The following is a 25,554-nucleotide window of genomic DNA, read 5'->3' as shown; positions in this document are numbered from 1 at the left end:
CCGTCTTCACGCTGTACAATCCTTTCGTTCCGCATACACGATACGGTCTTTACCGTTTATATCTTTTAAAATACCCGTTTCCGCATTTGGATAACGTTCTTTTAACATCATTTGCACTTCTGGTCCTTGATTGTGTCCAATTTCAAACGCAATCAGTCGGAAATCGTCGCGTAAGACCCGTCCACTCTCCTCGACGAGACGTCGGTAAAAGACGAGACCGTCTTTTCCGCCAAACAGGGCGAGATGCGGTTCATGATCGAACACGACTTCACTGAGTAATTCTTCTTCCTCGATATAAGGAGGGTTCGAAACGAGCACCCGGACGGAATCATCTGCGAGCGGTGCGAGTAAATCTCCTTCAAGGAACGTCACGTCTCCACCAAGCGCTGCTTGATTTTGCTTCGCGACCGCGATTGCAGCTGGTGAAATATCGACGGTCGTGACCGGTTGCTCGAGTTCAAGGGCAAGCGTGATTCCAATCGCCCCGCTACCGGTACCGATGTCGACGATTTGTCCCGCGGCGAACGTCTCGCGTTTGAGACGCTCCGTCACGAAGACGATCAACTCTTCCGTTTCCGGTCGTGGAATCAAGACATCCGGTGTGACACGAAAGTCCCGTCCGTAAAACGGCTGATAGCCGATTAAATGCTGAACGGGCACACCGTGCACATGAGCAAGCAAGTATTCACTGAATCGTAAATCCTGCTCCGGTGTCAATTCATCGGACAAGCGGACAAGGAGTCCGGTCCGGTCGACTTCTAAGACGTGCATGAGTAACCATTCGGCACTTGAACCCTCGCGTCCTGCTTGTTCCATCATCGTTTTTGCCTCATTTAGACGTTTTGCGATCCGCATCAGTTTGCCGCCTCCGATGCTCGCGCCTGATGTTCCATGACGAGCGTATCGATGACTTCATCCATCTCGCCTTGCAAGATTCGATCAAGCTTCTGAATCGTCAATCCGATGCGATGGTCCGTCACCCGGTTTTGGGCGAAATTATACGTCCGAATCCGCTCTGAACGGTCACCCGTACCAACAGCCGACTTTCGTTTTTCATCATACTCCGCTTGCTGTTCGCGTTGAATTTTATCGTAGACACGCGCCCGTAAAACTTTCATCGCTTTTTCCTTGTTCTTGATTTGCGATTTCTCATCCTGACAGCTCGCGACGATCCCCGTCGGCACGTGTGTAACACGGACGGCGGACTGCGTCGTATTGACGGACTGTCCACCCGGTCCACTCGACGTGAACGTATCGACCCGGACATCCTTATCATGGATTTCGACCTCGACGTCTTCTGCTTCCGGTAACACGGCAACCGTTGCGGTCGATGTATGAATCCGTCCACCCGATTCCGTTGATGGAACGCGCTGGACGCGGTGTGCCCCGTTCTCATACTTCAGCTTCGAGTAGGCGCCTGTTCCTTTGACGATAAAGATGATTTCTTTATAACCACCGAGCTCCGTATAGCTCGCGTCGATGATCTCAATCTTCCAGTTCTGTTTCTCAGCAAACTTCGAGTACATCTTAAACAGGTCACCCGCAAATAAGGCTGCCTCATCTCCCCCTGCCGCACCACGAATCTCGACGATGACGTTCTTATCGTCATTCGGATCCTTCGGTAAGAGTAAAGCTTTCAGCTTCGCTTCGAGCTCTTTGATCTCCGGCTCAAGCATCGCGACTTCTTCCTTCGCAAGGTCGCGCATCTCCGGATCTGTCAACATCTGACGTGCCTCTTGATAGGCTTCCATCTTCTCGCGATAGACGCGATATGTCTCAACGGTTGGGGCAAGCTGCGACTGCTCCTTTGAGACCTCGCGTAATTGATTCGTATCATTGATGATGGCTGGATCAGCCAACATATCATTCAGTTTTTCATAACGGTCCTCTAAGGCACTCAATCGATCCAACATCTCGGTCATCCTTCCTGGCGGTTCTTCTGTCGTCAGTATAGCAAATATTGCGATCGTTGGCGTAACCGTCTTCTCGAAAAGAAACATTGACAGACCGATTCAAAATTCCTATAATTGGTGTATTAATTGAATTAGTACACTTAAGGAGGTGAAGAAATGTTCACCGTCGATCCGAAAAGTCCCTTGCCGATTTATGAACAGTTAGTCACGCAAATCATCCGCTCGATTGCCCGTGGTCTACTCCGCTCCGGCGAACAGATGCCATCCGTTCGTGAACTTGCCGGTACACTCCTTGTCAATCCGAACACGGTCTCCCGTGCCTATCAGGAACTCGAGAGCCGCAACTTCATCGTCACGATGCGCGGCAAAGGCTCCTTCATCTCAGATATTCCCCTCAGTGAAGTCAAACAAGCCGCTATTCAAGATCCACTCATCCGTCTTTGTTCCGTCGCCGACGAACTCTCGATCTCAAACGAAGAACTCTATCAACTCATCTTACACATAAGGGAGGATTCCTCATGTTGACCGTTTCTCATCTAACGAAACAAATTGACCGTACCATGATTTATGAAAATGCATCCTTCACCCTGCCAGCAGGAACGATCACCGCGTTGATCGGTCGTAATGGTGCCGGAAAAACGACGTTACTGAAAACACTCGTCGGTGCCCTCGAGCCGACACGCGGAAAGGTCGAATGGAACAACGAATCCATTCACCATGTCCCGCAGACGCGGGAGCACCTCTTTCTCGTTCCTGACTCCGTCTCCGTCTATCGTCAAATGACACTTGGCGAACTGATCAACTTCTACAATGCGTTCTATCCGAATTTCGAAAAGACGTATATCGAAAATTATTGTCGCTCGTCGAATCTCGATCGTGGTCGTCGCGTGACATCTTTATCAAAGGGACAAGCCCAGTTGTTCCTTCTCCAACTCGCGTTTGCAACCAATGCCCCGGTCCTCTTGCTTGACGAACCAACTGATGGACTTGACCGGATCAACAAACGTGATTATCTGAAACAACTCGTCTCATTACTCGCGGAGCGCCAGACAGCCGTTCTGATTGCTTCGCACCAACTCGAAGAACTTGATTCCCTTGCCGACCGTGTCATGACGATCGAAAAACACCTCGTCCGCGAACCAAAGGCACTCGATGATGCCAAAGCTAGCATGCAGAAATGGCAAGTCGTCTATGAAGATGTTCCAGAGCTCAGTCATGCCGATCTCCACGTCTTATCCCAAACGGGTCGGGTCGTGACGTTACTCGTCTTATCGGATGAAGGCGCACGTTATCTTGAAACGACAAGCCCTCTCTTAAAGGATGCTTTACCGGTGCAGATGGAAGATTACTTCTTAGGGACGTTTGGAGGGAAACGAAATGGTTAAGCAATTGATCCGCTATCATATCAAGCAAGGTATTTGGCCTCTCGCTTGTTTCATTCTGCTCGCAATCTTCAGTTATGGGTTCGGCAGTTATACCGTCATCAATGAATTCGAAAAATACGATGTGTCTCAGCAACCCGATCTACTCAACACTGTACTCGTCAGTCCGTTCTTCGCTGGGTTCGCAGCAATTCTGATTGCCGTCTTTGCAATCCTGATGCTCGGCTCTGAGCGTGGAAGTGGTCGTAGTTTGATCTTGCATGCACTCCCATTCCCGAAGGTCTGGTTGTTCTGGATCAAATGGATCATCGGTGTCGTGACATTGATCGTCTTCCCGATCATCGGCTTTTTTGCTAGTTGGTTATTACTGCAAGCATTCGGAATCGATCCGTTCGATTACGTCACGTGGTCGTCACTCCTTCAAGATTTTGGTCTATTCCTTCTATTTGATGTGACGATTTTGACGATCTTCTTATTCGCCGGAACGATTGCTGGTGATATCATCGGACAACTGTTACTCGGAACGTTCTTCTTGTTCTTGAATTACTTCACGTATTTCAGTATCTATGCTATCGGTCAACTGGGTTTTGGCGTGGGCTATGAAGAGTTAGACAAACCAACAAGCTTTTTGATGACGATCACGACGCCATTTGCGCTCTTCTTCGAGTACAATACCGATTTCAACATCACCTATGCTGTGTTGTTCAGTTTAGCCTTGACGGTCATCTTACTGATTTTCGGTAGTCGTCTCTATGTCAAAGGTGCGAACGAACGTCTCGGGCGTTTCACGATTTTCCCGAAATTACATCCAGCACTCATCATCACCTTCTCGATCTATACGACGATTCTGCTCGCTGGCATCATCGGTCTGATTTCGTCTGAGAACCAGTTCCTGTACTGGCTCGCGATCGCGATTCTCGCCTGGCCGACGTTTAGCTCGTATCGTCGGATGATTGGGTGGAGTCGCTAATGCAACGAATGGACCTTCTGAAATGACTTTTCAGAAGGTCCATTTTTTTGTCATCGATTCTTCACAAAGCTTTACAAACGATAAACATGGATTTCACATTCTATCCGTAAGGTGGAGTTTGTAGGTCGTATCAATCATCAAACCCCAGCACCTTTCGAGGAGGAACTCTTATGAAATTAAAACGTATCATTCCGATTTTTGCCTTATCAACCCTTTCCCTTAGTACGATGCTCTCGATGCCTGAAGCAGAAGCAAAGACAAAACCGGTTAAATCACCGGAAATCCGGAACGTCATCTTCTTGATCGGCGACGGGATGGGGGTCTCGTATACATCAGCACATCGTTACTTAAAGAACGATCCATCGACACCGGTTGCTGAAAAAACAGCGTTTGACCAATACCTCGTTGGTCAACAGATGACTTATCCGGAAGATCCGAAGGAAAACGTCACCGATTCCGCTTCCGCAGCAACAGCGATGTCATCCGGCGTCAAGACGTATAATGCAGCGATTGCCGTTGATAATGATAAATCGGAAGTCAAGACCGTCCTTGAAGCAGCGAAAGAACGTGGTAAGTCAACAGGACTCGTTGCAACATCGGAAATCACGCATGCGACACCTGCTTCGTTCGGTGCTCATGATGAGAGCCGAAAGAACATGAACGCGATCGCAGACGATTACTTCAAGGAACGCGTCAATGGGAAGCATAAAATTGACGTTATGCTCGGTGGCGGTAAGTCGAACTTCGTCCGTCCGGATGTTGATTTGACGAAAGCATTCAAAAAAGACGGTTACAGTTACGTCACGGATCTGGATCAATTGCAAGGTGATAAAAACAAACAAGTCCTCGGTCTGTTCGCAGATGGTGGATTACCAAAACGGATTGACCGCGAAAACTCGGTCCCATCGCTTGAACAAATGACGAACTCTGCCATTAAGCGACTCGACTCGAATAAAAAAGGATTCTTCCTGATGGTCGAAGGTAGCCAAGTCGACTGGGCCGGTCATGACAATGATATCGTCGGTGCCATGAGTGAGATGGAAGACTTCGAGCGGGCATTCAAAGCCGCGATCGCATTTGCAAAGAAGGATAAACATACACTCGTCGTCGCGACAGCTGACCACTCAACGGGTGGATATTCAATCGGTGCAGATGGCATCTATAACTGGTTCGCTGAACCGATCAAAGCGGCAAAGAAAACACCTGACTTCATGGCGCAAAAAATCGTCGATGGTGCGGACGTCCGCAAGACGTTGACGACGTATATCGATCAGGACAAACTCGCCTTGACGGATAAAGAAATCGATAGCGTCTCCCGCGCTGCTGAATCGAAGAAATTACTCGAGATCGATAATGCGATTGAAGAAATCTTCAACGAACGCTCGCATACAGGCTGGACAACAGGTGGACATACAGGTGAAGACGTACCGGTCTATGCGTTCGGTCCTGCTAAAGAACGTTTCGCGGGACAAGTCGACAACACGGATCACGCGAAAATCATCTTCGATCTCTTGAAATCGAAGAAATAAGGAGAATGTTCATGAGACAGATACTTGCTACTTTGATGCTCGGGACGGTGCTCGCTGGTTGTGGCACTTCAGCATCACAAGACACACCAAAAGAACCAGCGTCTGCGAAACAGGAGCAGCCGGTATCGCTTGAAAAAACAAGCGCCTACGTTCCAAACCCACAAATTCCAGACGATCGCGATTTGACAAAAATCGATCAGACCGTCACGGATGATAAGGGCGACCTGACGCTTAAACAATTCAAACGAGTGAACGAAACACGGAAGATTGGTCCGATCGAGATGACGATCGAAGAAATCAAAGTATTCCATGCTCGTCCAAGCTATGGCATGATTGATTTCTTCCATGGCTTTACGCACGATGAATCCTTTGATTTGATCAAGACACGGGTCACGATCAAGAACACAAGTAATGAACCGGTCACGTTCAATCCTGTCGCCCACTTCAAACTCGATGCTGCGACAGAAAAGACGCTCGAGGACGACGTCTATTTGGAGTCGCTTGCGAAGACTTACGCCCCGTCCGAGTCACGGAGTGGTAACTTCGGCTTCATCTTGGAACATCCGGTTGACTCGATTGAACTCTTGACGAGTGATGTTCTCGATGAAAAACAAGATGTCCTCAAAAAAGGAACGACGTTTTCGACGTCTCTTCGTTGACTGACATTCACACTTCTACGCTCTATCTATTTTCCGGTCATGTCCGGATCATAGGTGGAGCTATTTTGGTGCCTGTAATCGTTCCGTGCTACACTAAAGGCATTATTTGAGTGTAAAGGACGGATCATATGCCGAAGTATTTAAACATCTATCACGAGCTCGCACAGCGGATTCAGGAAGGAACGCTTCCGGCCGAAACGAAATTACCTTCTGAAACGGAATTGATGCATGAATTCGAGGCGAGCCGCGGAACGGTTCGAAAAGCGATTGATGCCCTGCAAGAAAAAGGCTTCGTCCGTAAACATCAGGGGAAAGGTGTCTTCGTCCTGTCGCAAGAAGCGATCGAGTTCCAATTCAACGGCATCGTCAGCTTCTCGGAAGCACATCGCCGGATGGGGCGTCATACCGTCGAGACGGATGTCTTATCCTGCGACGTCCTTTCCGCTTCCGCTGAACTCGCTTCGTTATTACATGTGGCAGAAGGAACGGACGTGACACGCATCGAACGCATTCGCCAAATCGATGGTGAACGTGTCATCCGTGACATCAATCATTTCGTGACAGCACTTGTGCCCGGACTAACGACTGACATCGCTCGAGGTTCGATCTATCAGTACATCGAAGAGACACTTGGTCGGCAAATCAGCTACGCGAAACGAAAAATCGAAGCCCGTCCTGCGACACGCGAAGACCAAGAACGACTCGACCTTCACGATATGACGCATGTCATCGTCGTCACGAACGATACGTATTTCTATGAAGGACAACATTTCGAACGGACGGAATCGCGTCACCGGCTCGATAAGTTTCAGTTCACTGATATTGCCCGTCGTTGAATATGCATTTTTAAATGAGGGAATCCGTAGATGACGGGTTCTCTCTTTTTTACTCTCCCCAACTTATCTATATAAGTTCTTGACCAACTTATATAGATAAGTTAAGATAAGTGTGCGCAGATAAGAAAACGTTTTCATTTCAAGAGTGGTCGAGTATGTCACTTCCAAAAAGGAGCATCGAGATGAAACCAAACTATCGTCAGATTGCAGAGCAAATCATTGAGAACATCGGAGGCAAGGAGAACGTCGAGCAGGCAGCTCACTGTGTCACCCGTCTTCGTTTAACCCTTAAGAATCAAGAGCTTGTCGATCAAGAAGCCTTACTTGAAGTTCCACTGGTCAAAGGCGCGTTCTTGAACGCGGGTGTCTACCAAATCGTCATTGGTGCCGGAGACGTCGACCGTGTCTATGCAGAATTCATTCAACTGACCGGCTTACAGGCAACAACGATCGCAGATGTCAAATCGTCTGGCGCTGCTAAGATGAATCCGTTCCAAAAATTGATTAAAGTCTTTTCTGATGTCTTCATGCCCATCATTCCGGCAATCATCGTTGCTGGTCTCTTAATGGGAATCAATAATCTATTCGGAATCGAGTTCGGTGGCAAGACAATGATCGATCGTTATCCGAACTTACAAGGACTTTGGGATCTCATCAATATGATGGCCAATACGGCCTTCGTCTTCCTCCCAGCACTCGTCGGTTGGTCAGCGACGAAGCGATTTGGTGGTAGTGAGATTCTTGGGATCGTCATGGGTCTGATGCTTGTTCACCCCGACCTTCTAAACGCTTGGAACTACGGACAAAGTGCTCTAAAAGGTGAAATCCCGACGTTCAACATTCTCGGTCTCTTTGAAATTGAAAAAGTCGGCTATCAGGGACAAATCCTCCCTGTACTCGCCGCTGCTTATGTCCTCAGTACGATTGAACGTTGGCTCAAAAAACGGGTACCGAATGCGGTTCAATTACTCGTCGTACCGATTACGACGATCACATTGACGGGCTTCCTCGCCCTTGCCGTCATCGGACCGGTCACGCGTCAAGTCGGTGACTGGATTACGATCGGTGTCGTCAATACGTTCGAAGCTGTTCCGTTACTTGGTGCCTTACTCTTCGGCGCACTCTATGCGCCGCTCGTCATTACCGGCATGCACCACATGTTTATCGCCGTTGATCTACAGTTGATCGGACAAAGCGGAACGACGTTCATCTGGCCGATGATCGCGATTTCGAACATCGCCCAAGGTTCAGCAACACTCGCGATGCTTTTCCTCGCGAAAAACGTTAACGATAAAAACATGGCATCAACGTCCGCTTTATCCGCCTACTTCGGGATCACGGAACCAGCGATGTTCGGGGTCAATCTCCGATTCAAATATCCGTTTTACGCGGCACTCGTCGGTTCAGCGATCGCGTCAGCTTTCATCGCCGTCAGTGGCGTTCTTGCTCCTGCGATCGGTGTTGGCGGATTACCTGCTTTCATTTCGATCGTACCAGGCTCGATTCTGTCATTCATCGTCGGCATGGTGATCGCGATCATCGTTCCTGTCGCCTGTACGTTCCTGTTCCACTATGTCTCAACGAAACGCGCAAAAAAAGCTGCCCTGAAAAAAGCAGCGTAATTCTAGAAAGGTGTGTATCTAATGATCACGACAACCGATTGGCGCAAATCCGCCGTTTATCAAATCTATCCGAAGAGTTTTTATAGTCCGGAGGGCAAAGCGACCGGTACGTTACGTGGCGTCACTGCCAAACTCGATTATCTGGCGGATCTGGGTGTCGATTATCTTTGGTTGACGCCGGTCTATGCCTCACCGCAAAACGACAATGGTTATGATGTCAGTGATTATTACGCGATTGATCCATCGTACGGAACGATGGACGATTTCGAGACGTTACTCGCAGAAGCGAAACAACGCGGTTTGTCTGTCATGATGGATATCGTCGTCAATCACTGCTCGACGTCGCACTCTTGGTTCGAAGAAGGACGTCACCCGGACAGCCCGTATCACGACTATTTTATCTGGCGCGATACACCGAACGACTGGGTATCGAAATTCGGTGGTCCTGCTTGGTCGTTCGATGAGGTGGCCGGCAAGTATTACTTGCACCTGTTCGACAAGACACAAGCGGATCTGAACTGGGAAAATCCACGTTTACGGGAAGAGGTTTACAACATGATGCGCTTTTGGCGGGATAAAGGGGTCAGCGGCTTCCGACTCGACGTCATCAATTTGATCTCAAAGACGCCAGGTCTTCCGAACGATCCAGCAGGAGACGGACGGACGTATTATACGGACGGACCGAACGTCCACGACTACTTGCAAGAGATGAACGCAGAAGTCTTTGCCGGACACGATCTCTTGACTGTCGGTGAGATGTCATCGACGTCACTTGAACACTGTCTTCGTTATTCATCGCTTGATGAACAAGAACTGAAGATGACATTCAACTTTCATCATTTGAAAGTCGATTATCCGAACGGTGAGAAATGGACGGCAGCACCGTTTGATTTCACGCAACTGAAACAGATCTTCTCCGACTGGCAATCCGGCATGAACGGACAAGCATGGAACGCGATCTTTTGGTGCAATCATGATCAGCCACGCGTCGTTAGCCGGTTTGGTGACGACGTCACGTATCGCGTCGAAAGTGCGAAGATGCTCGCGACGACGCTTCATGGTCTACAAGGTACACCGTACATCTATCAAGGAGAAGAGATTGGCATGCCGAATCCGGACTTCACGGATCTGTCCGACTACCGCGATGTCGAGACATTGAACGCCTATCAGGAAGCTCGGGACAACGACGTAACGGAAGAAGCGATTCTCGCTGCGATTCGTCAAAAGTCGCGTGACAATGCGCGGACGCCGATGCCATGGTCAGACGCACTCAACGGTGGCTTTAGTACAAGCGAGCCGTGGATCCCGGTCTCGCCGACGTATGATCACATCAATGTCGAGTCGGCTGTCGCAGACCCAAACTCGGTCTATCATCATTACAAACGATTGATTCAACTCCGTAAACAGTATGACGTGCTCACGGATGGTTCGTACCGTCTGTTGACACCAGACGATCCGTCACTCTGGGCGTACGAACGCGTAACGAACGAGGAAGAGTTGCTTGTCGTTTCGAACTTCTACGGAATAGACACGACGTTCACGTTACCTCGTGACGGGTCGGACTATACGGTGTTGATTCACAACTACCAGGAGATGCAGACAGAAGATCACACTCTGACGTTACGTCCTTATGAATCCTTGATGCTTTATCGTAAAAAGTGATGCATCTCTTGTTGTTCTCTTGATCACCATCTCTAACAACGCATGTTTTATCATCCTCGCTTTCCACAGGCGGGAGTCGAGTATGATGCACATTCGTATTTCTTTCGGATCAAATAAAAAGGGAAATCACCATCCGAGTACATGACCCGGAACGTGATCTCCCTTTTCTCATACTTCATCATACACGAACTCGTTTTTAGAGCATGTATCCTACGAAACCTTCCGATTCGCTTCTTCTCGTCTCAACTGTTCGCGGAACAGTCGTGTCTCGGCAATGACGACGCCAGACAATCCAATCAAACCGATTAAGTTCGGAATCGCCATCAATCCGTTAAAGACATCGGAAATCGCCCAGACCATGTTCAAGTTCGTCGTCATCGCGCCGGCTCCGGCGACTAAAACGAACAGGATGCGGTACGGTAGGATTGATTTTTGACCAAATAGATAATAGATCGACTTTTCACCGTAATACGACCAACCGAGGACCGTCGAGTAAGCGAACATGACGAGACCAATCGTAACGATGTATTTCCCGGCAGGACCGAGGAAGACCTCGAAGCTTGCTGTCGTCAACTCGACGCCTTCTAATTTCGTGTCCAACTGTCCCCCCATGACGAGCGTCAGACCCGTGATCGAACAGACGACCAATGTATCGAGGAAGACTTGCGTCATCGAGACGAGCGCTTGACGCCCCGGGAAGTCCGTCTTCGCAGCAGCGGCTGCGATCGGTGCTGAACCGAGTCCTGCTTCGTTCGAGAAGACACCACGCGCGACACCATAACGAATCGCTGCCCCGATTGCCCCACCCGTGATGGCTTCGTTTGAGAACGTACTGCTGAAGATCGTCGAGATCGCACCTGGAATCAAGTCATAGTTCATGACGAGAATCAGCAAGCCACTTCCGACATAGAAGAAAATCATGAACGGAACGAATAGACTGACGACCTTTCCAATCGATTTGACCCCACCAAGAATGACGACACCCGTCAATACCATCAACGCGATCCCCGTCACGTAAAGTGGCACATCGAACGTCGATTTCATCGCGAGGGCGACCGAGTTTGTCTGGACCCCGTTTCCAATACCAAACGCAGCGATCGAAGCGAATGCAGCAAACAAGACACCGAGCCATTTCTGCTTCAGTCCACGCTCAAGGTAATACATCGGTCCTCCTGCCATCTGTCCTTTTTCATCGACGACGCGATATTTGACGGCAAGAATCGCTTCCGCGTACTTCGTTGCCATCCCGAACAGACCGGACAACCACATCCAGACGATCGCACCTGGTCCCCCGAGGACGACAGCGGTTGCGACACCGACGATATTCCCCGTACCGACGGTCGCAGCCAGTGCCGTCATCAACGCTTGAAAGTGACTGATGTCACCTTCTGACTTATCGTCCTGATGCTTTGAAAACGCAAGCTTCAGCGCATATGGCAGTTTGGTAATTTGAATGAATCCTAAGCGAATCGTCAAGTAAATCCCCGTACCGACCAACAGAATGAGTAACGGTGGTCCCCAAACAAAATTGGACACCTTACCAATCCAGTCACTAAATGAATTTCCCATTCGTTTTACCTCCCCCTATGTAATCTATAGTTCCTTACCATTTTTTCAGAATTTACTGATAATTGTCAAACTATTTTTTCATAAAACTATTCTACATTTTAATTTTTTCTATAATAAGTAAATTTTTTACTTGTGACGTTATAATCAAGAAAATGAATAGTTCATCTTGCAAAAAAAGGAGCGAATCATATGAAGATTAAAACGAAGCTTATCTTATTGTCCTCCATCCTTTTGCTTAGCTTGATCGGTGTCGGGTTATACGGCGCATCTTCTCTCAATCGTGTTGACCAAGAGAGTCAAACGATCACCTCGTCCTGGATTCCCGGTCTGAACTTATCTCATGAAACGAATACTGCTCTATCTGATTTACGACGTGTCGAATTACTACACATTCAAGAAAATGATCCAGAAATCAAAGCCGGTTATGATAAGCGTGTCAAAGACGGTTTAGCGACCGTTGATGCGAATCTCGCGAAATACGAAAAAACGATTTATTTAGAAAGCGATCGCGCACTGTACAATGATCTCACAAAAAAATGGCAAACTTTCAATGAGACGACTGATCGTCTTCTCGCCCTCAGTACACCAGAAACTCAAAAAGAAGCGGTCACCTATTATGAAGGTGAGAGTCGTGATTCATACTTCGCTGTTTCGGATCAATTGACGAAAATCGTGAAATACAATAATCAACAAGCTGGTAAAAATGGTGACGCTATCACCAGCGCCGCTAATACGGCGCACCTTATGCTGTTCACGATCATCGGTGTCGTCGGATTGCTCGGTGTCATCTTCACCGTCTTGATTTTACGCTCAATCTTCGGTCCACTCCGTCAACTGCAGGCGAAAACGCATGAACTCGCAACACAAGGTGGTGACTTGACGGCGCAACTCGACGTCGTACGAGAGGACGAAATTGGACAAATCGCCAAGTCGATGAATCAATTCATCGCTCACTTACGAACAATTATTGTCCAAGTCGATGATACGGCAACACACGTCGTGTCGACCTCTCGTCATGTCTCTGGTCGAATCAGCGAACTCGATCAAGATATGGCGTCGACTTCGCATACGATTGAAAACTTATCGGCGGGTATGCAAGAGACAGCCGCTTCAGCTGAAGAGATGAACTCGTCTGCCGTCGATATGGAAGCGACGATTCATGACATCGTCTCCGGCGCAGAAGCGAACGGAAAACGCGCTCAAGAAGTCGGCGGTCGTGCTGAATCGCTTCAAGTTGTCGCCACAGAAGCGAAACAGACCGCCACTCAAATTCTCTTCGAAACAAAAAATAAACTGGAAGATGCGATGGCACGGGCGAAAGCCGTTAAGGAAATTTCCGTTTTGTCTGACGCGATCCTTTCAATTGCGGCGCAAACGAATTTATTATCCCTTAACGCTTCGATTGAAGCAGCACGTGCCGGAGAAGTCGGTCGAGGCTTCGCCGTCGTCGCCGATGAGATTCGAAAACTCGCCGAGAGCAGTCGAGATACCGTTGAACAAATTCAAGACGTCTCACTCTCCGTCATCGATTCCGTCGAACACTTGAATGCCGCGTCCGGTGAGATGCTCTCTTTCATCGATACAAAGGTCGTCAAAGACTATGATTTATTCGAAGATGCCTCGATTCAATACCGTGATGATGCGCAATTATTTGGTGATGCAGCAGAACATTTTGCCGCTCAAGCTGGTCAACTTCAGGAACTGACAGCAAATATGCTCGGTGTCATCCATGACGTTGCGGTCACCGTCAATGATGGGGCGCAAGGCACTCAATCGATGTCGGAGCAAATCAATCATTCCGTTCAAGCGTTCCGAGATGTGCATGAACAGACTTCCGTCAGTCAACAGCAGGCGGAAGCATTAAAAGAGGTATTACGTCAATTTCAAGTCTAAATGAGACAAGCCCCTCACTTCCGATTGGATGTGAAGGGCTTGTTGTTCGTTATTGTGTCGCACCTGTGAGCGGTTGGGCATCTTTTGCTTCCGCTGGTAATTTGATTTCGTCAATCTCATTGAATTTCGAGAACGTCGACGCGTTTTTCATATTGAACTCGGTATCTTTTTCAATCGCAAATACCATGTCCATGTCGAGAGACTTCGGATAGAACGTTTTTGCGTCATACGTCATCTTGTAGTTCATCTTCTTATAGTCGATGCTATCCATCGCATCTTTCATCTGCGCCATCTGTCCTGTTTGTTCGAGCGAATCCTTCATGAAAGCTTTGAGGTCGTCACCCTTTAGTTTGACGTCGATTTGATAGACGTCACCCTCTTTTTTTGCTGTCCAGTTGTCTTTATACTTTTTCAACAGCTTGAGATTTTGATCCGTCGATGCCAATGACTCCATTGCTTCAACCATATCGCCTAGTTCCGAGACATCTTGAACGAGCCATTGTCCGTTTTGCGAGATATACATCTTATCGTCGACGATATAGCTCTCAATCGACATGTCTTTACCGTCCTGTGGATTTTTCATTGTCATCGTCTGGTGCATCGTAAGCGGCTTCTGGATGATATCGGCGGATACCTTTTGATCCACTGTCATCTCACCTGCTTTTGAGTTGACTGTCCCTTCCATATGGAACGATTTAATATCTTTTTGAGCGGCTGTCGCTTTATTCAGTAATTCCGTATTCGAGAGTTCCCCCGACTTCGTCGAACCAGACCCACTGCCACTCCCTGTATCTGTTTGTCCATCTTGACATCCCGCAAGCCCAATCGATGCTGCAACGATCCCGGCTGCTACCCACCTAGCTTTCTTCATATTCATTTCCTCCTTTATACGCGTTACCCTGATTTACGAAAAACATTGGAAAATGTTTCAAACTTTCTTTAGTAGACCATTACCGTTCTACTTAAAATTGAATCCTCAAATTTCAAATCAACGATTCTTTTTTTGAAATTTGATTCAATCTTCAAGAGATTTCCGCAAAAAAACAGGATGACGGAATGTACCGTCACCCTGCCTCTATTCAATTAAATCGTCCGTAAAAGATTCGCCATCTCAATCGCAGAAACCGCAGCTTCGTAGCCTTTGTTTCCGGCTTTCGTGCCAGCACGTTCGACTGCTTGCTCGATCGAATCCGTCGTCAGGACACCGAAGATGATCGGCACGCCTGTATCGCGCGAGGCACTTGCGACACCTTTTGCGACCTCGTTACAGACATAATCATAGTGCGACGTCGCCCCACGGATGACGGCACCGAGTGTGATGACGGCGTCATACTTACCGCTTTTCGCTAACTTTTCCGCGACGAGCGGAATTTCGAATGCTCCCGGAACCCACGCTGTATCGACAGCATCCGCTGCGACCCCGTGGCGGCGGAAAGCGTCGTTTGCTCCTCCGACGAGTTTTGAAGTGATCAATTCGTTAAAACGTGCTGCGACGATTGCGACGCGTAGTCCTTCTCCTGTTAAGAAACCTTCGTAGATCATGATGTGTGTCCTCCTTGGATGTCGAGCCAGTGCCCGAGTTTCGTTTGTTTTGTTTTTAGGTAACGCTGATTTTCCGGCTCGGCCGGTACTTGATGGGGTACACGTTCGATGATTTCGATCCCCTCTTGCTCGAGCACCCGTTGTTTGTCCGGGTTGTTCGTCATCAAGCGGATCTTCGTCACGCCGAGATCGCGCAACATATTGGCTGCGACCGTGTAGTCACGCATGTCCGTCGGATAACCGAGTGCATGGTTCGCTTCGACCGTATCGAGTCCTTGTTCCTGTAACTCGTACGCTTTTAACTTCGCCATTAGACCGATGCCGCGTCCTTCCTGACGTAAATACAAGACGGCTCCACCTTCTCGTTCGATCCGCTCGAGTGCCGCATCGAGTTGTGGTCCACAATCGCAACGCTTCGAACCGAAGACATCCCCTGTCAGGCATTCCGAGTGTAGACGGACGAGCATCCCGTCTTGCGCTTCGCCGGATAAGACAGCGACATGTTCTTTCTCGTCTTGCGTCGTATAGCCAATCATCCGGAAAGCTCCGAACGTCGTTGGAAGTAATACTTCTGCTTCACGTGTCAATGGACGCTCGAGATACGCGACAAGTGCTTCAATCGTGACCAGTTTTAAATCGTGTTCTTCCTTATAGAGAAGTAGATCGTCGACCCGTGCCATCGTGCCATCTTCTTTAATGATTTCACAGATGACGGCGATCTCATCGCTACCGGCAAGACGGGCAAGATCGACACCTGCTTCCGTATGTCCGCGTCGCTCCCGGACACCACCCTCTTTTGCGATCAACGGGAAGATATGACCCGGTCGTTTGAAACGTTCCGGTCCATCCGTCAGCATCCGCTGAATCGTTAGCGACCGTTCCTCGGCACTGATGCCGGTCTTTGCCTCTTCATGATCGATGCTGAGCGTGAATGCCGTCCCATGCGGGTCCGTATTATTCGCTGTCATCGGAGCAAGTTCGAGTCGCTGTGCGATCCGCGGACTGACTGGTACACAGACGAGTCCTTTTCCATGTGTAATCATGAAGTTGATGTTTTCCGGTGTCGCGTGTTCCGCGAGCATGACGAGATCGCCTTCATTCTCACGATCCTCGTCATCACAGACGATGATCGGTCGTCCGTTTTTCAAATCTTCTATTGCGTCTTCAATCAAGTCGAATCCGTTCATTACATGTCGCCTCCTAAGAATGCTGCCCAGTCCGTCTGCTTCTCATGCTGCGTGAAATGATAGAGATGTTTCGCCATCATGTCACACTCGATATTGACGACTGCACCGCTTGCCAATCGATCAAACGTCGTCACTTGACGGGAGTGCGGAATCAATGAAATCGAGATCGTTTCCGGTGTGACGCGTTGCAACGTCAGGCTCGTGCCGTTGATTGCGATCGAGCCTTTCGGAATACAATACTTTTGCCACGCTCCGACATCAAACGTATAGACCATCGCTTCTCCATCCGGTCGCCGACTGATCAGTCGGGCTGTTCCGTCGATATGTCCACTAACGAAATGTCCACCGAAGCGACCGTCTGCCGGCATCGCCCGCTCAAGTTGCAAGGGACTTCCGACTCGGTACGTACCGAGTGCTGTTGAACGGATCGTGTCATGGACGGCATCTGCCGTGAAACCGGTTGGACTCATCGACGTGACCGTCAAACAAATCCCGTCGACGGCGATGCTATCACCGATCTTCGTTCCTTCGAGTACCCGGTGCGCCTCAATTTCAAGCGCTAACCCGTTCGGTCGCGGGATCTTTCGTTTTAAGGTTCCGACTTCTTCAATCAATCCGGTGAACATGTCGTCTCCTCCTTTCGGATGTACGTCAGATGGAGATCCGGTCCGACCGTCTCAACCTGGTCGATTTGAAAACGATCTTCGATATCGTGTTGACCATTCCACGCATCGCCTTCAAAAATCGATGGGGCTTGGTAGACTTCGATTCGGTCAACGAGATCTGCCTCAAGGAAAGCGGCTTGAATCGTTGGTCCGCCTTCAATCAAGACACTACGGATGTCTTGTTCGTATAAGCGTTTCAAAATCGCTTCCGGCGTCTCATATTCACCAACGAGGACCGTCACCTGATCGTGACTAATCCGAGGAACACTCGTCAGCCAGTAGGTTGGATTTTTACCATCGCGGAAGACTTGCGCCGTCTCCGGAATCCGCCCCCGGCGATCAACGATTACTCGAATCGGCTCGATGCCTGACGATGCGCGTAACGTCAGTGCCGGATCATCGACGAGCACCGTCTCACTTCCGACGAGGATGGCATCGTGGCGTCCACGCAGGGCACGACCGTTCGCGCGTGCTTCTTCTGACGTGATCCAGCGCTGTTCACCTGTCGTCGCGATCCCGTTCATCGTCTGAGCGATTTTGACGGTCACGGTCGGACGTTTTCGTTCGATCGTCTTCCAGAATACCGTGTAAAGGGCTTCTGCCTCATGCCGTAACAAGCCGACATCGACTTCGATTCCCGCGTCCTGTAGCCGTTTGATTCCGGAACCAGCGACAATCGCATGTTTGTCTTCCGTTGCAACGAAGACTCGTTTGATTCCTGCTTGTAGAATTGCTTCCGTGCATGGTGGCGTCTTGCCGTGATGGTTGCATGGCTCGAGCGTCACGTAGAGATCGGCACCACGGGCGGCTTCTCCTGCCATCCGTAAGGCTTCGACTTCTGCGTGCGGCCCACCGGCAAACCGGTGTGCACCGAAGCCGATGATGCGTCCTTGTTTGACGATGACACAGCCGACACTTGGATTCGGACTTGTTTGTCCGTGTAACATTTGTGCTAATTGCATGGCATAACTCATCATCTGTGACATCGCGTTCACTCCTTTCAAATGAAAAAAGACGCCCCTTGAAAAAGGGGCGTCTGTATAGAAGGGTTCACGAAATACACGGTTCGCTTCCTGCATTTTTTCATGCAGAAAGAGACCGTCTCCTGAAAACATTTTTTCAGAAAACAGCTTGAATCGCGTCGTTTCGTTCTTCTCCCATCCGGACTTTACCGTCGGCCCTGGAATCTCACCAAGTCAGCCATGATGCGTACATCATGGGTCGCGGGCTCGTCGATCGATTGATCGCATCACCGCCGGTTGGGATTTTCACCCTACCCCGAAGAACTGGATTATTGAGTTATACAACTTTAGCCTAGCATATCTTTTTCAAGAAAACAAAGCGCAAATGCTTCTGTCTTGTCTCTTTTTTGATTTCGTTCCACTTCTGTCACCCGTCCCCAATTCGTAATCGACTGCATCTCAAAAACGACCGGAGCACTTGATAGCAGTGCGTCCAGTCGTTATTTTCCACTTACAAATAACCATTCTTCCGGTCATGGAATTCTTGCGCAATCGCCCCGCGCGTCCGTTCATCAGCGAGGACGCGAAGCGCTGTCCGGGCGAGGATTTTTGCTCCTGTGATCAATGCTTCATCTCCAGCTTCTGAACGGGCCGCTTCTTTGAATGCTTCCGTATGGGCGACGAGATCATCTGGTCCAATCTTGATATACGGATGGATCGTCGGGATGACTTGACTGATGTTACCGGCGTCCGTTGAACCAAGACCCGGTCGTTCGTCCAAGTGAACGATTTCGCCGAGCGCCTCTGCTTCTTCTTGGAACAGACGGTCGAACGTCCGGTTGAAGACGAGGTTATCGACTTCATTTTGGAAGGCGATGACATCGAGCGTCGCCCCAGTCGCGAGTGCCGCGCCTTGGGCGACGGCTTTGACTTTTTCCGTGACGGCATTCAATCGTTCCCGTGTCGTTGCCCGGATGAAGAAACGTGCTTTTGCGTATTCCGGGATGATGTTCGGCGCATCGCCTCCATGCGTGATGATCCCGTGGATCCGGACATCGTCTGGTAACTGCTGACGTAAGGCATTGATTCCATTGAAGAGTTGAATGACAGCGTCGAGGGCGTTGATGCCTTCTTCCGGTGACGCCGCTGCGTGCGCCGGACGACCCGTAAAGGCAAAGTCGAGTGGATCGACCGCAAGGGAAGAACCCGTGATCCGTGTTTGTCCCGACGGATGGACCATCAAGGCTGCATCGATTCCTTCCAGTAACTGATGTTTGACGAAACTGCCTTTCGCACTGCCGTTCGGTCCACCTTCCTCGGCTGGTGTTCCAAGGACAACGACACTCCCGCCGACTTCATCGAGCACTTTACTGAGCGCGATCGCCGCTGCGACGCTCGTCGTGCCGATGATATTATGACCGCACGCGTGACCAATACTCGGCAACGCATCGTATTCAGCAAGAAAGGCAATCGTTGCGCCTGGTCGGTCGCTCGATTTCTTCGCGAAGAACGCGGTATCATGCCCCGCGACGCCGAGTTCTACTGTAAAACCTTCCGCCGTTAGACGCTCCGCATGGAGCCGCGAAGCAAAGAATTCCTCGTTCCCGATTTCCGGCGTTGCATGAATCCGGTGACTTGTCTCAAGATACGATTCCCGTTTTTGTTCGATATCCTGTTCAATCGTCTCTACCCATGTCGTGCGTACTGGTGTCGTCATACTGTCCACTCTCCTTTTGAAATTATTCGCCGATGTCGCTCAGTGGAACGAACGTCGGGATCGTACTGCCTTTGTATTCTTTTTTGATGAAGGCCGCGACATCTTTTTGTTGATACAGCGATGCGATTTTTTTCAGTTCTTTTTTGTTCTTGTCTTCCGTCCGTGTCGCGATGATGTTGATGTATGGTTTTGCTGTCTCGTTCTCATGAACGATCGAGTCCTTGATCGGGTTGAAGCCAGCGTCAACCGCGATGCCATTGTTGATGATAGACGCCGCGACGTCCGGTAAGACGCGTGGCGTTTGTCCGGCGACGATCGGAACGATTTTCAGCTTCTTCGGATTCTCGACGATCTTATCGACCGAACCGTTACCATCGAAGTCGTCCGGTAGCTTGATCAGACCTGCTTCTTGCAGTAACAAGAGGGCGCGTCCCATGTTCGTCGCTTCGTTCGGAACAGCGATTTTTCCGCCATTTGGAATATCTTTGACATCCTTGTATTTATCCGAGTAGATCCCCATCGGTGCGATGACAGTCGTCGCAATCGGCGATAGCTTCAAGTTATGTTCTTTCTTGAAAGCGTTGAAGTAGGAAATCGTCTGGAAGGCATTGGCGTCGATCTCACCCTCAGCCAGTGCCATGTTCGGCTGGACATAATCGGAGAACTTGACGAGTTCGATTTTGATGCCTTCCTTCTCTGCTTTTTTGGCGACATAATCCCAAACTTGTGTGTCTGAACCGCTGACACCGAGCTTGATCGTCTTTTCGTCTTCTCCTGATGCTGCGCACCCGGCAAATAAAATCGTCGTGAGTGTTGCTCCAATTGCTACTGCTTTTTTCATGACTGAATCGCTCCCTTGATTAATGTCTTCTGATTTTTCGTGCGACGATGTTGCCTGTCGTCTGTAAGCCTTGGACTAAGATGACGAGAATCCCGACCGTGATGATCATGACTTTCGTATCAAACCGTTGATAGCCGTAAGTAATTGCTAAGTCACCCAAACCGCCACCACCGATGGCGCCTGCCATCGCCGATGCCCCGATCAAGCCGACCGTCGCGATCGTTAAGTTCAGGATGAGTGAACCGAGTGCTTCCGGTAGGAGGAAGCGGAAAATCGTTTGAAACGGTGTCGCGCCCATCGCTTCTGCTGCTTCAAGAACGCCTTTATCGACTTCGAGTAAAGAACTCTCGATCAGACGCGCCATGTACGGTGCAGCGTAAAAGACGAGCGGGACGATTGCAGCTTCGGTTCCGATCGACGTCTGGACGATCAACCGTGTCAACGGGATGATCGCGACGAGTAGGATGATGAACGGAATCGAGCGGAAGATATTGACGATACTGTTGAAGAACGTGAACAACGGAACATTTTCAAGTAACGCTCCTTTTCGCGTGACAACAAGCAGGATACCGAGTGGTAAGCCGATCAAGGTCGAGAACAAGAGCGAAACGGATACCATCGTCATCGTCTGCAAGAATGCTGTCCAGATATCACTGTAGTTAACTAGCATCAGCGAGCACCTCCTCGACCGTCACCTGTGCCTGATCGATGTATTGTAACGCTCGTTTCACTTCAGCCGGCTCACCAATCAACTCGACGAGCAAGGTGCCGAACGGCGTATCCTGCAACTCTGTGATGCTACCGTGCAGGATATTGACATCGACGTCGAAGCGTTTTGCGACTTGCGACAAGAGTGGTTGTCCGGTGTGATGTCCAAGGAAGTGAATCTTATAGATTGGATGCGCATTTCGCGACTCGATCAACTGACGAATCGACGCTGGAATCTCGTCATGCATGACGGACCGTACAAAGTTCCGTGCCGTCTCGGTCTGCGGATTTGAAAAGACATCAAAGACCGTTCCTGACTCGATTAGCTTCCCAGCTTCGATGACGGCTACACGATCGCAAATCTCCCGGATGACGCCCATCTCGTGGGTAATCAAAAGAATCGTGATCCCGTACTCTGCATTGATCCGTTTTAATAACTGAAGAATATGATGTGTCGTCTGGGGATCAAGTGCTGACGTCGCTTCGTCACATAAAAGGACGGAAGGTTGCGTCGCGAGTGCCCGGGCGATACCAACGCGCTGTTTCTGCCCACCCGACAATTGATCTGGATAATGATCCGCCTTGTCCGCGAGATCGACGAATTCGAGCAACTCCGTCACCCGACGGCGAATCTCATCTTTCTTGACGCCTGCGAGAACGAGTGGTTTTGCAACGTTCGTAAAGACCGTGTTCGCATTCAATAGATTGAAGTGCTGAAAGATCATTCCAATCCGTTGTTTTGCTTGGCGTAATTTTTTCGGAGACAGTTGCGTTAAATCTTCCCCATCGACCGTCACCGTTCCTGACGTCGGTCGTTCTAACAGATTGACACAGCGGAGCAGTGAACTTTTCCCGGCACCGCTAAAGCCGATGACACCAAAGATTTCGCCTTTCTCGATCGTCAGGTCGACACCGTCGAGCGCTGCAATCGTCTGATCTTTCGTGACGTACGTTTTTTTGACTTGATGAAATGCAATCATTCCGTTTTCCCCCTTCATTCAACAAAAAAGGTCCCTTCTTGAGAAACAAGAAGAGACCTGGATCCGCACAGTGGCAGAATCCACTCCACTCATCTCTCAGACATCTGTCTGATGGAATTGGCACAGTGCTCATAATGAGTCTGTTGCCGAGGTTTCGTAGGGCCAGTCCCTCCACCTCTCTGGATAAGTATTGCGGTATGAAATTCGTATGTGTGTTGTTGCGTTGTTGCTTATGTCGTAAAACTAATTTTTACATTACGGGTCGAAACTTTAAAAGTCAACCAACTTTGCAAAAATAATCCATTTGGCGCATATCGATGGATTTACAAGTTATGAATTAGCTTAATGAACGGATCACGATTCGTCAAGAAAGATTTGACAAGTCATTTTTGGTCGTGCTACCATCGTTTCAATGATTATTCCGACAATTCCAATATGATATTTATCAAGAGTGAACGAGAGACCTGGCTCTATGACTTCACGGCAACCTGCAATTTGTAAGGTGCTCCGACCAGCAAAGCGCGGCTTTGGATGATACGGTGAAAAACTCGTGGGCGTCCAAGCAGTGACGTCGACGAGTTTTTTTCATGAATGGAGGAAAAATAGTAATGATGAACTATCCTGTATTGACTGGTGCTGAAGCGTTTTATTTTCAAGGTGGATCGATCGGCATTCTAATCTGTCATGGTTTTAACGCCACTCCGCAAAGTGTCCGGGACGTCGGTGAGGCATTCGCTGCTGAAGGTTTTACCGTCTATGCCCCGCGCTTACGTGGACATGGAACGAACGTCCGCGAGTTCGAACAATCGACTGCTCGATGTTGGAAGCAAAGCCTGCAAGACGGCTATGAACGTTTACAAGAAACATGCGATCAAGTCTTCGTCATCGGTCAATCGATGGGTGCGACGCTTGCGCTGTCGCTCGCCGCTGACGGGATTCCGTTTGCCGGCATCATTACGATCAATGCCGCACTCTCCGTTCCATCCTATGAATCACTTTCGTTCGAGGACGGTCCAGAGTATTTACCGGAAGGCGCACCGGACATTAAGCGAGCAGCCTTTGAAATCATCTATGATCTTGTTCCGAGCCGTTGTGCGTTCGAACTTGTTCGCCTAATGGATGAAACAAAAGGACGCCTTGGATCGATCCTTCTACCGACATTGATTCTTTACTCAGCGACCGATCACGTCGTTCCACCTTCGAGCTCGGATTATCTGCACCAGCACATCGGAACAAATGATAAACGAAGCTACTGTTTACTGAACTCGTATCACGTTGCGACACTCGATCATGATCAGGATTTGATTGTTCGTGAGACGATTCGCTTTATCGAACAATCGTGTCAGTTTTCGCAAGAAACAGGCTGAATCAAAAAAACAGCTATTCGTTTCCATATGGAAGCAAATAGCTGCTACATCAAAGGACGACCATCATCGGTACGTCTTTTTTTAATTTTCTTGGTGCTGCACCGATTGGAGCGGCTTCGGTTTTCCAGGTACCTCATGGCAATGACGGCAACGTGGCTCATACGATTCCGACGCTCCGACTAGGATGATCGGATCATCGTAGTTCGCTGGTTTCCCGTCAATCAAACGTTGTGTCCGGGAAGCCGGATCCCCACATGAAAGACAGATCGCTTGTAGCTTCGTCACGAATTCTGCACGCGCCAGTAATTCAGGCATTTTCCCGAATGGCTCTGCCCGGAAATCTTGATCAAGGCCTGCACAAATGACGCGTTTTCCGTCTTGTGCGAGTGCTTCGATGACTTGTACGATCTCATCATCAAAGAATTGAACTTCATCAATGCCAACGATTTGTGTTTCTTCTGCTACTGCCGCGTAGAGATCACGACTCGTCGCCATCGGAATCGCTACGACAGAGTTGCCAACGTGAGAGACGACATGCTCTTCATGGTACCGGTCGTCGATTGCTGGCTTGAATACTTGCACGGGCAGTTTGCCGTACTGCGCCCGTCTGACACGACGAATCAACTCTTCCGATTTCCCGGAAAACATACTGCCACAAATTACTTCGATCCAGCCGTACTGATTTATTACATGCATCATCGTCCGACACCGTCCTCTAAAAATAGTCACTTTAACGAGTATAGCTCGAAACGGTATCGAGAAAAAGGGTTGACTTCCGGAAATCAAAATTCATTTTTTCTTTCCCTAGAATTTTTGTCCTTTCATTCCAACTGCCCCCTATTTCCTGTACACTGAAGAAGAAGATTCTCACGAAAGAAGGTGTCCCCGATTCATCATCTCTTACATGACATCCTGCACCAATATGGTGCCCTTGGTCTCTCCGTCCTTCTCGCAGGTGGTATCGTGGGATTGCCGGTTCCTGATGAGACCCTGCTCGTTTTGTCCGGATTTTGGATGCATCAAGGCAATCTACCACTCGTCGGTACGATTCTCGCCGCTTACGCCGGCAGTTGCATCGGGATGACGATCAGCTATTTACTCGGATTAAAACTCGGTATGCCACTACTACACCGCGTTGGACCGAAAATGCGTATCTCAGAAAAACATATTCTTTCCGCTGAAGCCGGATTTCGTCGTTACGGAAAATCGGTCTTGATCATCGGTTACTACATACCTGGTCTCCGCCAACTCTCTGCCTTTTTTGCAGGCGTCTCAAAAATGCCGTTTCGCGTTTTTGCGAGTTATGCATATACAGGTGCCTTGATTTGGATCAGCGTGTTCTTAGGCGCCGGTTATTTCGTCGGCCGCCATCTCTCGTTCCATAAAGTCATGGACTATGTCTTGGCACATCCGGAAGTCATGCCCTATTTAATCGGGATTGCTGGCGGAATCGCCTTCTCGTTCGTCTTGAAGACGTATCTCGCGTATCGTTCACAATTCAGTCTATACAAAAACAGCCTGCTTCCGTAATGGAGGCAGGCTGTTTTTTT

The 25,554-nt window shown here is 49.2% G+C and carries 24 protein-coding genes and 3 riboswitches; of the genes, 11 read left to right on the top strand and 13 right to left on the bottom strand.

The features are described 5' to 3' along the window. Positions 1–6: 6 nt before the first annotated feature. Together prmC and prfA are read right to left on the bottom strand one after the other, a co-directional pair. Positions 7–855, bottom strand: a complete 849-nt coding sequence (prmC, locus tag KNQ14_RS00505) for a peptide chain release factor N(5)-glutamine methyltransferase (RefSeq protein ID WP_214747128.1) — start codon at positions 853–855, stop codon at positions 7–9. Continuing rightward, on the bottom strand, positions 855–1,913 hold the full coding sequence (prfA, locus tag KNQ14_RS00500; protein ID WP_023469516.1) for a peptide chain release factor 1: 1,059 nt from the start codon (positions 1,911–1,913) through the stop codon (positions 855–857). The genes prmC and prfA overlap by 1 nt, the downstream gene beginning before the upstream one ends. Before the next feature lie 156 nt (positions 1,914–2,069). Between prfA and KNQ14_RS00495 the strand changes: the two genes are divergently transcribed. From KNQ14_RS00495 to treC, 8 genes are all read left to right on the top strand, one after another. Beyond that, positions 2,070–2,438 carry a GntR family transcriptional regulator gene (locus KNQ14_RS00495; protein ID WP_023469524.1) on the top strand — a complete coding sequence of 123 codons (369 nt, stop codon included), beginning with the start codon at positions 2,070–2,072 and terminating at the stop codon, positions 2,436–2,438. A 35-nt stretch (positions 2,439–2,473) separates the two neighbouring features. Then, positions 2,474–3,298, top strand: coding sequence for an ATP-binding cassette domain-containing protein (locus tag KNQ14_RS00490; protein WP_251138248.1), 825 nt, complete (start codon positions 2,474–2,476; stop codon positions 3,296–3,298). Beyond that, on the top strand, positions 3,291–4,265 hold the full coding sequence (locus tag KNQ14_RS00485) for a hypothetical protein (protein ID WP_075643031.1): 975 nt from the start codon (positions 3,291–3,293) through the stop codon (positions 4,263–4,265). The genes KNQ14_RS00490 and KNQ14_RS00485 overlap by 8 nt, the downstream gene beginning before the upstream one ends. A gap of 170 nt (positions 4,266–4,435) precedes the next feature. Next, a complete protein-coding gene (locus KNQ14_RS00480; protein ID WP_058704141.1) occupies positions 4,436–5,794 on the top strand; it encodes an alkaline phosphatase in 1,359 nt (452 codons plus the stop codon). 11 nt (positions 5,795–5,805) lie between these two features. After that, entirely contained in the window at positions 5,806–6,453 is a 648-nt protein-coding gene (locus KNQ14_RS00475; RefSeq protein ID WP_055969310.1) for a DUF4352 domain-containing protein, read from the top strand. Positions 6,454–6,581: 128 nt separating this feature from the next. Then, positions 6,582–7,289 (top strand): trehalose operon repressor, encoded by a 708-nt coding sequence (treR, locus tag KNQ14_RS00470; RefSeq protein WP_023469529.1) that lies wholly within the window; start codon positions 6,582–6,584, stop codon positions 7,287–7,289. Positions 7,290–7,471: 182 nt separating this feature from the next. After that, positions 7,472–8,911: a PTS system trehalose-specific EIIBC component gene (gene treP, locus KNQ14_RS00465; protein ID WP_214859204.1), complete on the top strand. Its 1,440-nt coding sequence runs from the start codon at positions 7,472–7,474 to the stop codon at positions 8,909–8,911. A gap of 21 nt (positions 8,912–8,932) precedes the next feature. Then, complete coding sequence (gene treC / locus KNQ14_RS00460; RefSeq protein WP_214859202.1) at positions 8,933–10,573, top strand: alpha,alpha-phosphotrehalase; 1,641 nt, start codon at positions 8,933–8,935, stop codon at positions 10,571–10,573. Between the two features lie 210 nt (positions 10,574–10,783). On the opposite strand, the gene KNQ14_RS00455 is transcribed toward treC, so the two are convergent. Further along, on the bottom strand, positions 10,784–12,142 hold the full coding sequence (locus KNQ14_RS00455) for an alanine/glycine:cation symporter family protein (protein ID WP_035395828.1): 1,359 nt from the start codon (positions 12,140–12,142) through the stop codon (positions 10,784–10,786). Positions 12,143–12,331: 189 nt separating this feature from the next. Here KNQ14_RS00455 and KNQ14_RS00450 point away from each other — a divergent pair, with 189 nt between their 5' ends. Then, positions 12,332–14,035 carry a methyl-accepting chemotaxis protein gene (locus KNQ14_RS00450; protein WP_035395827.1) on the top strand — a complete coding sequence of 568 codons (1,704 nt, stop codon included), beginning with the start codon at positions 12,332–12,334 and terminating at the stop codon, positions 14,033–14,035. Positions 14,036–14,084: 49 nt separating this feature from the next. Here the strand turns inward: KNQ14_RS00450 and KNQ14_RS00445 are convergent, their stop codons facing one another. The 9 genes from KNQ14_RS00445 to KNQ14_RS00405 form a co-directional block, all read right to left on the bottom strand. Continuing rightward, a complete protein-coding gene (locus KNQ14_RS00445) occupies positions 14,085–14,906 on the bottom strand; it encodes a DUF6612 family protein (RefSeq protein ID WP_214859200.1) in 822 nt (273 codons plus the stop codon). Between the two features lie 212 nt (positions 14,907–15,118). Continuing rightward, positions 15,119–15,577, bottom strand: a complete 459-nt coding sequence (gene ribH / locus KNQ14_RS00440; RefSeq protein WP_035395821.1) for a 6,7-dimethyl-8-ribityllumazine synthase — start codon at positions 15,575–15,577, stop codon at positions 15,119–15,121. Further along, positions 15,574–16,764, bottom strand: coding sequence for a bifunctional 3,4-dihydroxy-2-butanone-4-phosphate synthase/GTP cyclohydrolase II (locus KNQ14_RS00435; RefSeq protein WP_023469536.1), 1,191 nt, complete (start codon positions 16,762–16,764; stop codon positions 15,574–15,576). Before KNQ14_RS00435 ends, ribH begins: the two co-directional genes overlap by 4 nt. Further along, positions 16,764–17,390, bottom strand: coding sequence for a riboflavin synthase (gene ribE / locus KNQ14_RS00430; protein ID WP_035395815.1), 627 nt, complete (start codon positions 17,388–17,390; stop codon positions 16,764–16,766). Before ribE ends, KNQ14_RS00435 begins: the two co-directional genes overlap by 1 nt. After that, a complete protein-coding gene (ribD, locus tag KNQ14_RS00425; RefSeq protein WP_214859198.1) occupies positions 17,375–18,415 on the bottom strand; it encodes a bifunctional diaminohydroxyphosphoribosylaminopyrimidine deaminase/5-amino-6-(5-phosphoribosylamino)uracil reductase RibD in 1,041 nt (346 codons plus the stop codon). The genes ribE and ribD overlap by 16 nt, the downstream gene beginning before the upstream one ends. A gap of 159 nt (positions 18,416–18,574) precedes the next feature. Continuing rightward, positions 18,575–18,719: riboswitch (FMN riboswitch) on the bottom strand. A gap of 183 nt (positions 18,720–18,902) precedes the next feature. Further along, positions 18,903–20,108, bottom strand: coding sequence for a M20 family metallopeptidase (locus KNQ14_RS00420; RefSeq protein ID WP_023469539.1), 1,206 nt, complete (start codon positions 20,106–20,108; stop codon positions 18,903–18,905). Positions 20,109–20,130: 22 nt separating this feature from the next. Next, complete coding sequence (locus KNQ14_RS00415) at positions 20,131–20,949, bottom strand: MetQ/NlpA family ABC transporter substrate-binding protein (protein ID WP_023469540.1); 819 nt, start codon at positions 20,947–20,949, stop codon at positions 20,131–20,133. Between the two features lie 19 nt (positions 20,950–20,968). Then, a complete protein-coding gene (locus KNQ14_RS00410) occupies positions 20,969–21,619 on the bottom strand; it encodes a methionine ABC transporter permease (protein WP_023469541.1) in 651 nt (216 codons plus the stop codon). Continuing rightward, on the bottom strand, positions 21,609–22,637 hold the full coding sequence (locus KNQ14_RS00405) for a methionine ABC transporter ATP-binding protein (protein ID WP_214859196.1): 1,029 nt from the start codon (positions 22,635–22,637) through the stop codon (positions 21,609–21,611). The genes KNQ14_RS00410 and KNQ14_RS00405 overlap by 11 nt, the downstream gene beginning before the upstream one ends. An 86-nt stretch (positions 22,638–22,723) precedes the next feature. Continuing rightward, positions 22,724–22,827: riboswitch (SAM riboswitch) on the bottom strand. Between the two features lie 249 nt (positions 22,828–23,076). After that, positions 23,077–23,178: riboswitch (SAM riboswitch) on the top strand. A gap of 67 nt (positions 23,179–23,245) precedes the next feature. Here KNQ14_RS00405 and KNQ14_RS00400 point away from each other — a divergent pair. Next, entirely contained in the window at positions 23,246–24,004 is a 759-nt protein-coding gene (locus KNQ14_RS00400; RefSeq protein WP_035395806.1) for an alpha/beta hydrolase, read from the top strand. Between the two features lie 81 nt (positions 24,005–24,085). On the opposite strand, the gene KNQ14_RS00395 is transcribed toward KNQ14_RS00400, so the two are convergent. After that, positions 24,086–24,700: a thymidine kinase gene (locus KNQ14_RS00395; protein ID WP_041255579.1), complete on the bottom strand. Its 615-nt coding sequence runs from the start codon at positions 24,698–24,700 to the stop codon at positions 24,086–24,088. Positions 24,701–24,883: 183 nt separating this feature from the next. Here KNQ14_RS00395 and KNQ14_RS00390 point away from each other — a divergent pair, with 183 nt between their 5' ends. Further along, complete coding sequence (locus KNQ14_RS00390) at positions 24,884–25,534, top strand: DedA family protein (RefSeq protein ID WP_055969335.1); 651 nt, start codon at positions 24,884–24,886, stop codon at positions 25,532–25,534. The last annotated feature ends 20 nt before the right edge of the window (positions 25,535–25,554 follow it).

Source organism: Exiguobacterium sp. s161 (assembly GCF_018619045.1).
Classification (GTDB): Bacteria; Bacillota; Bacilli; order Exiguobacteriales; family Exiguobacteriaceae; genus Exiguobacterium_A; species Exiguobacterium_A indicum.
This window is presented reverse-complemented; position numbering and strand designations above follow the sequence as displayed.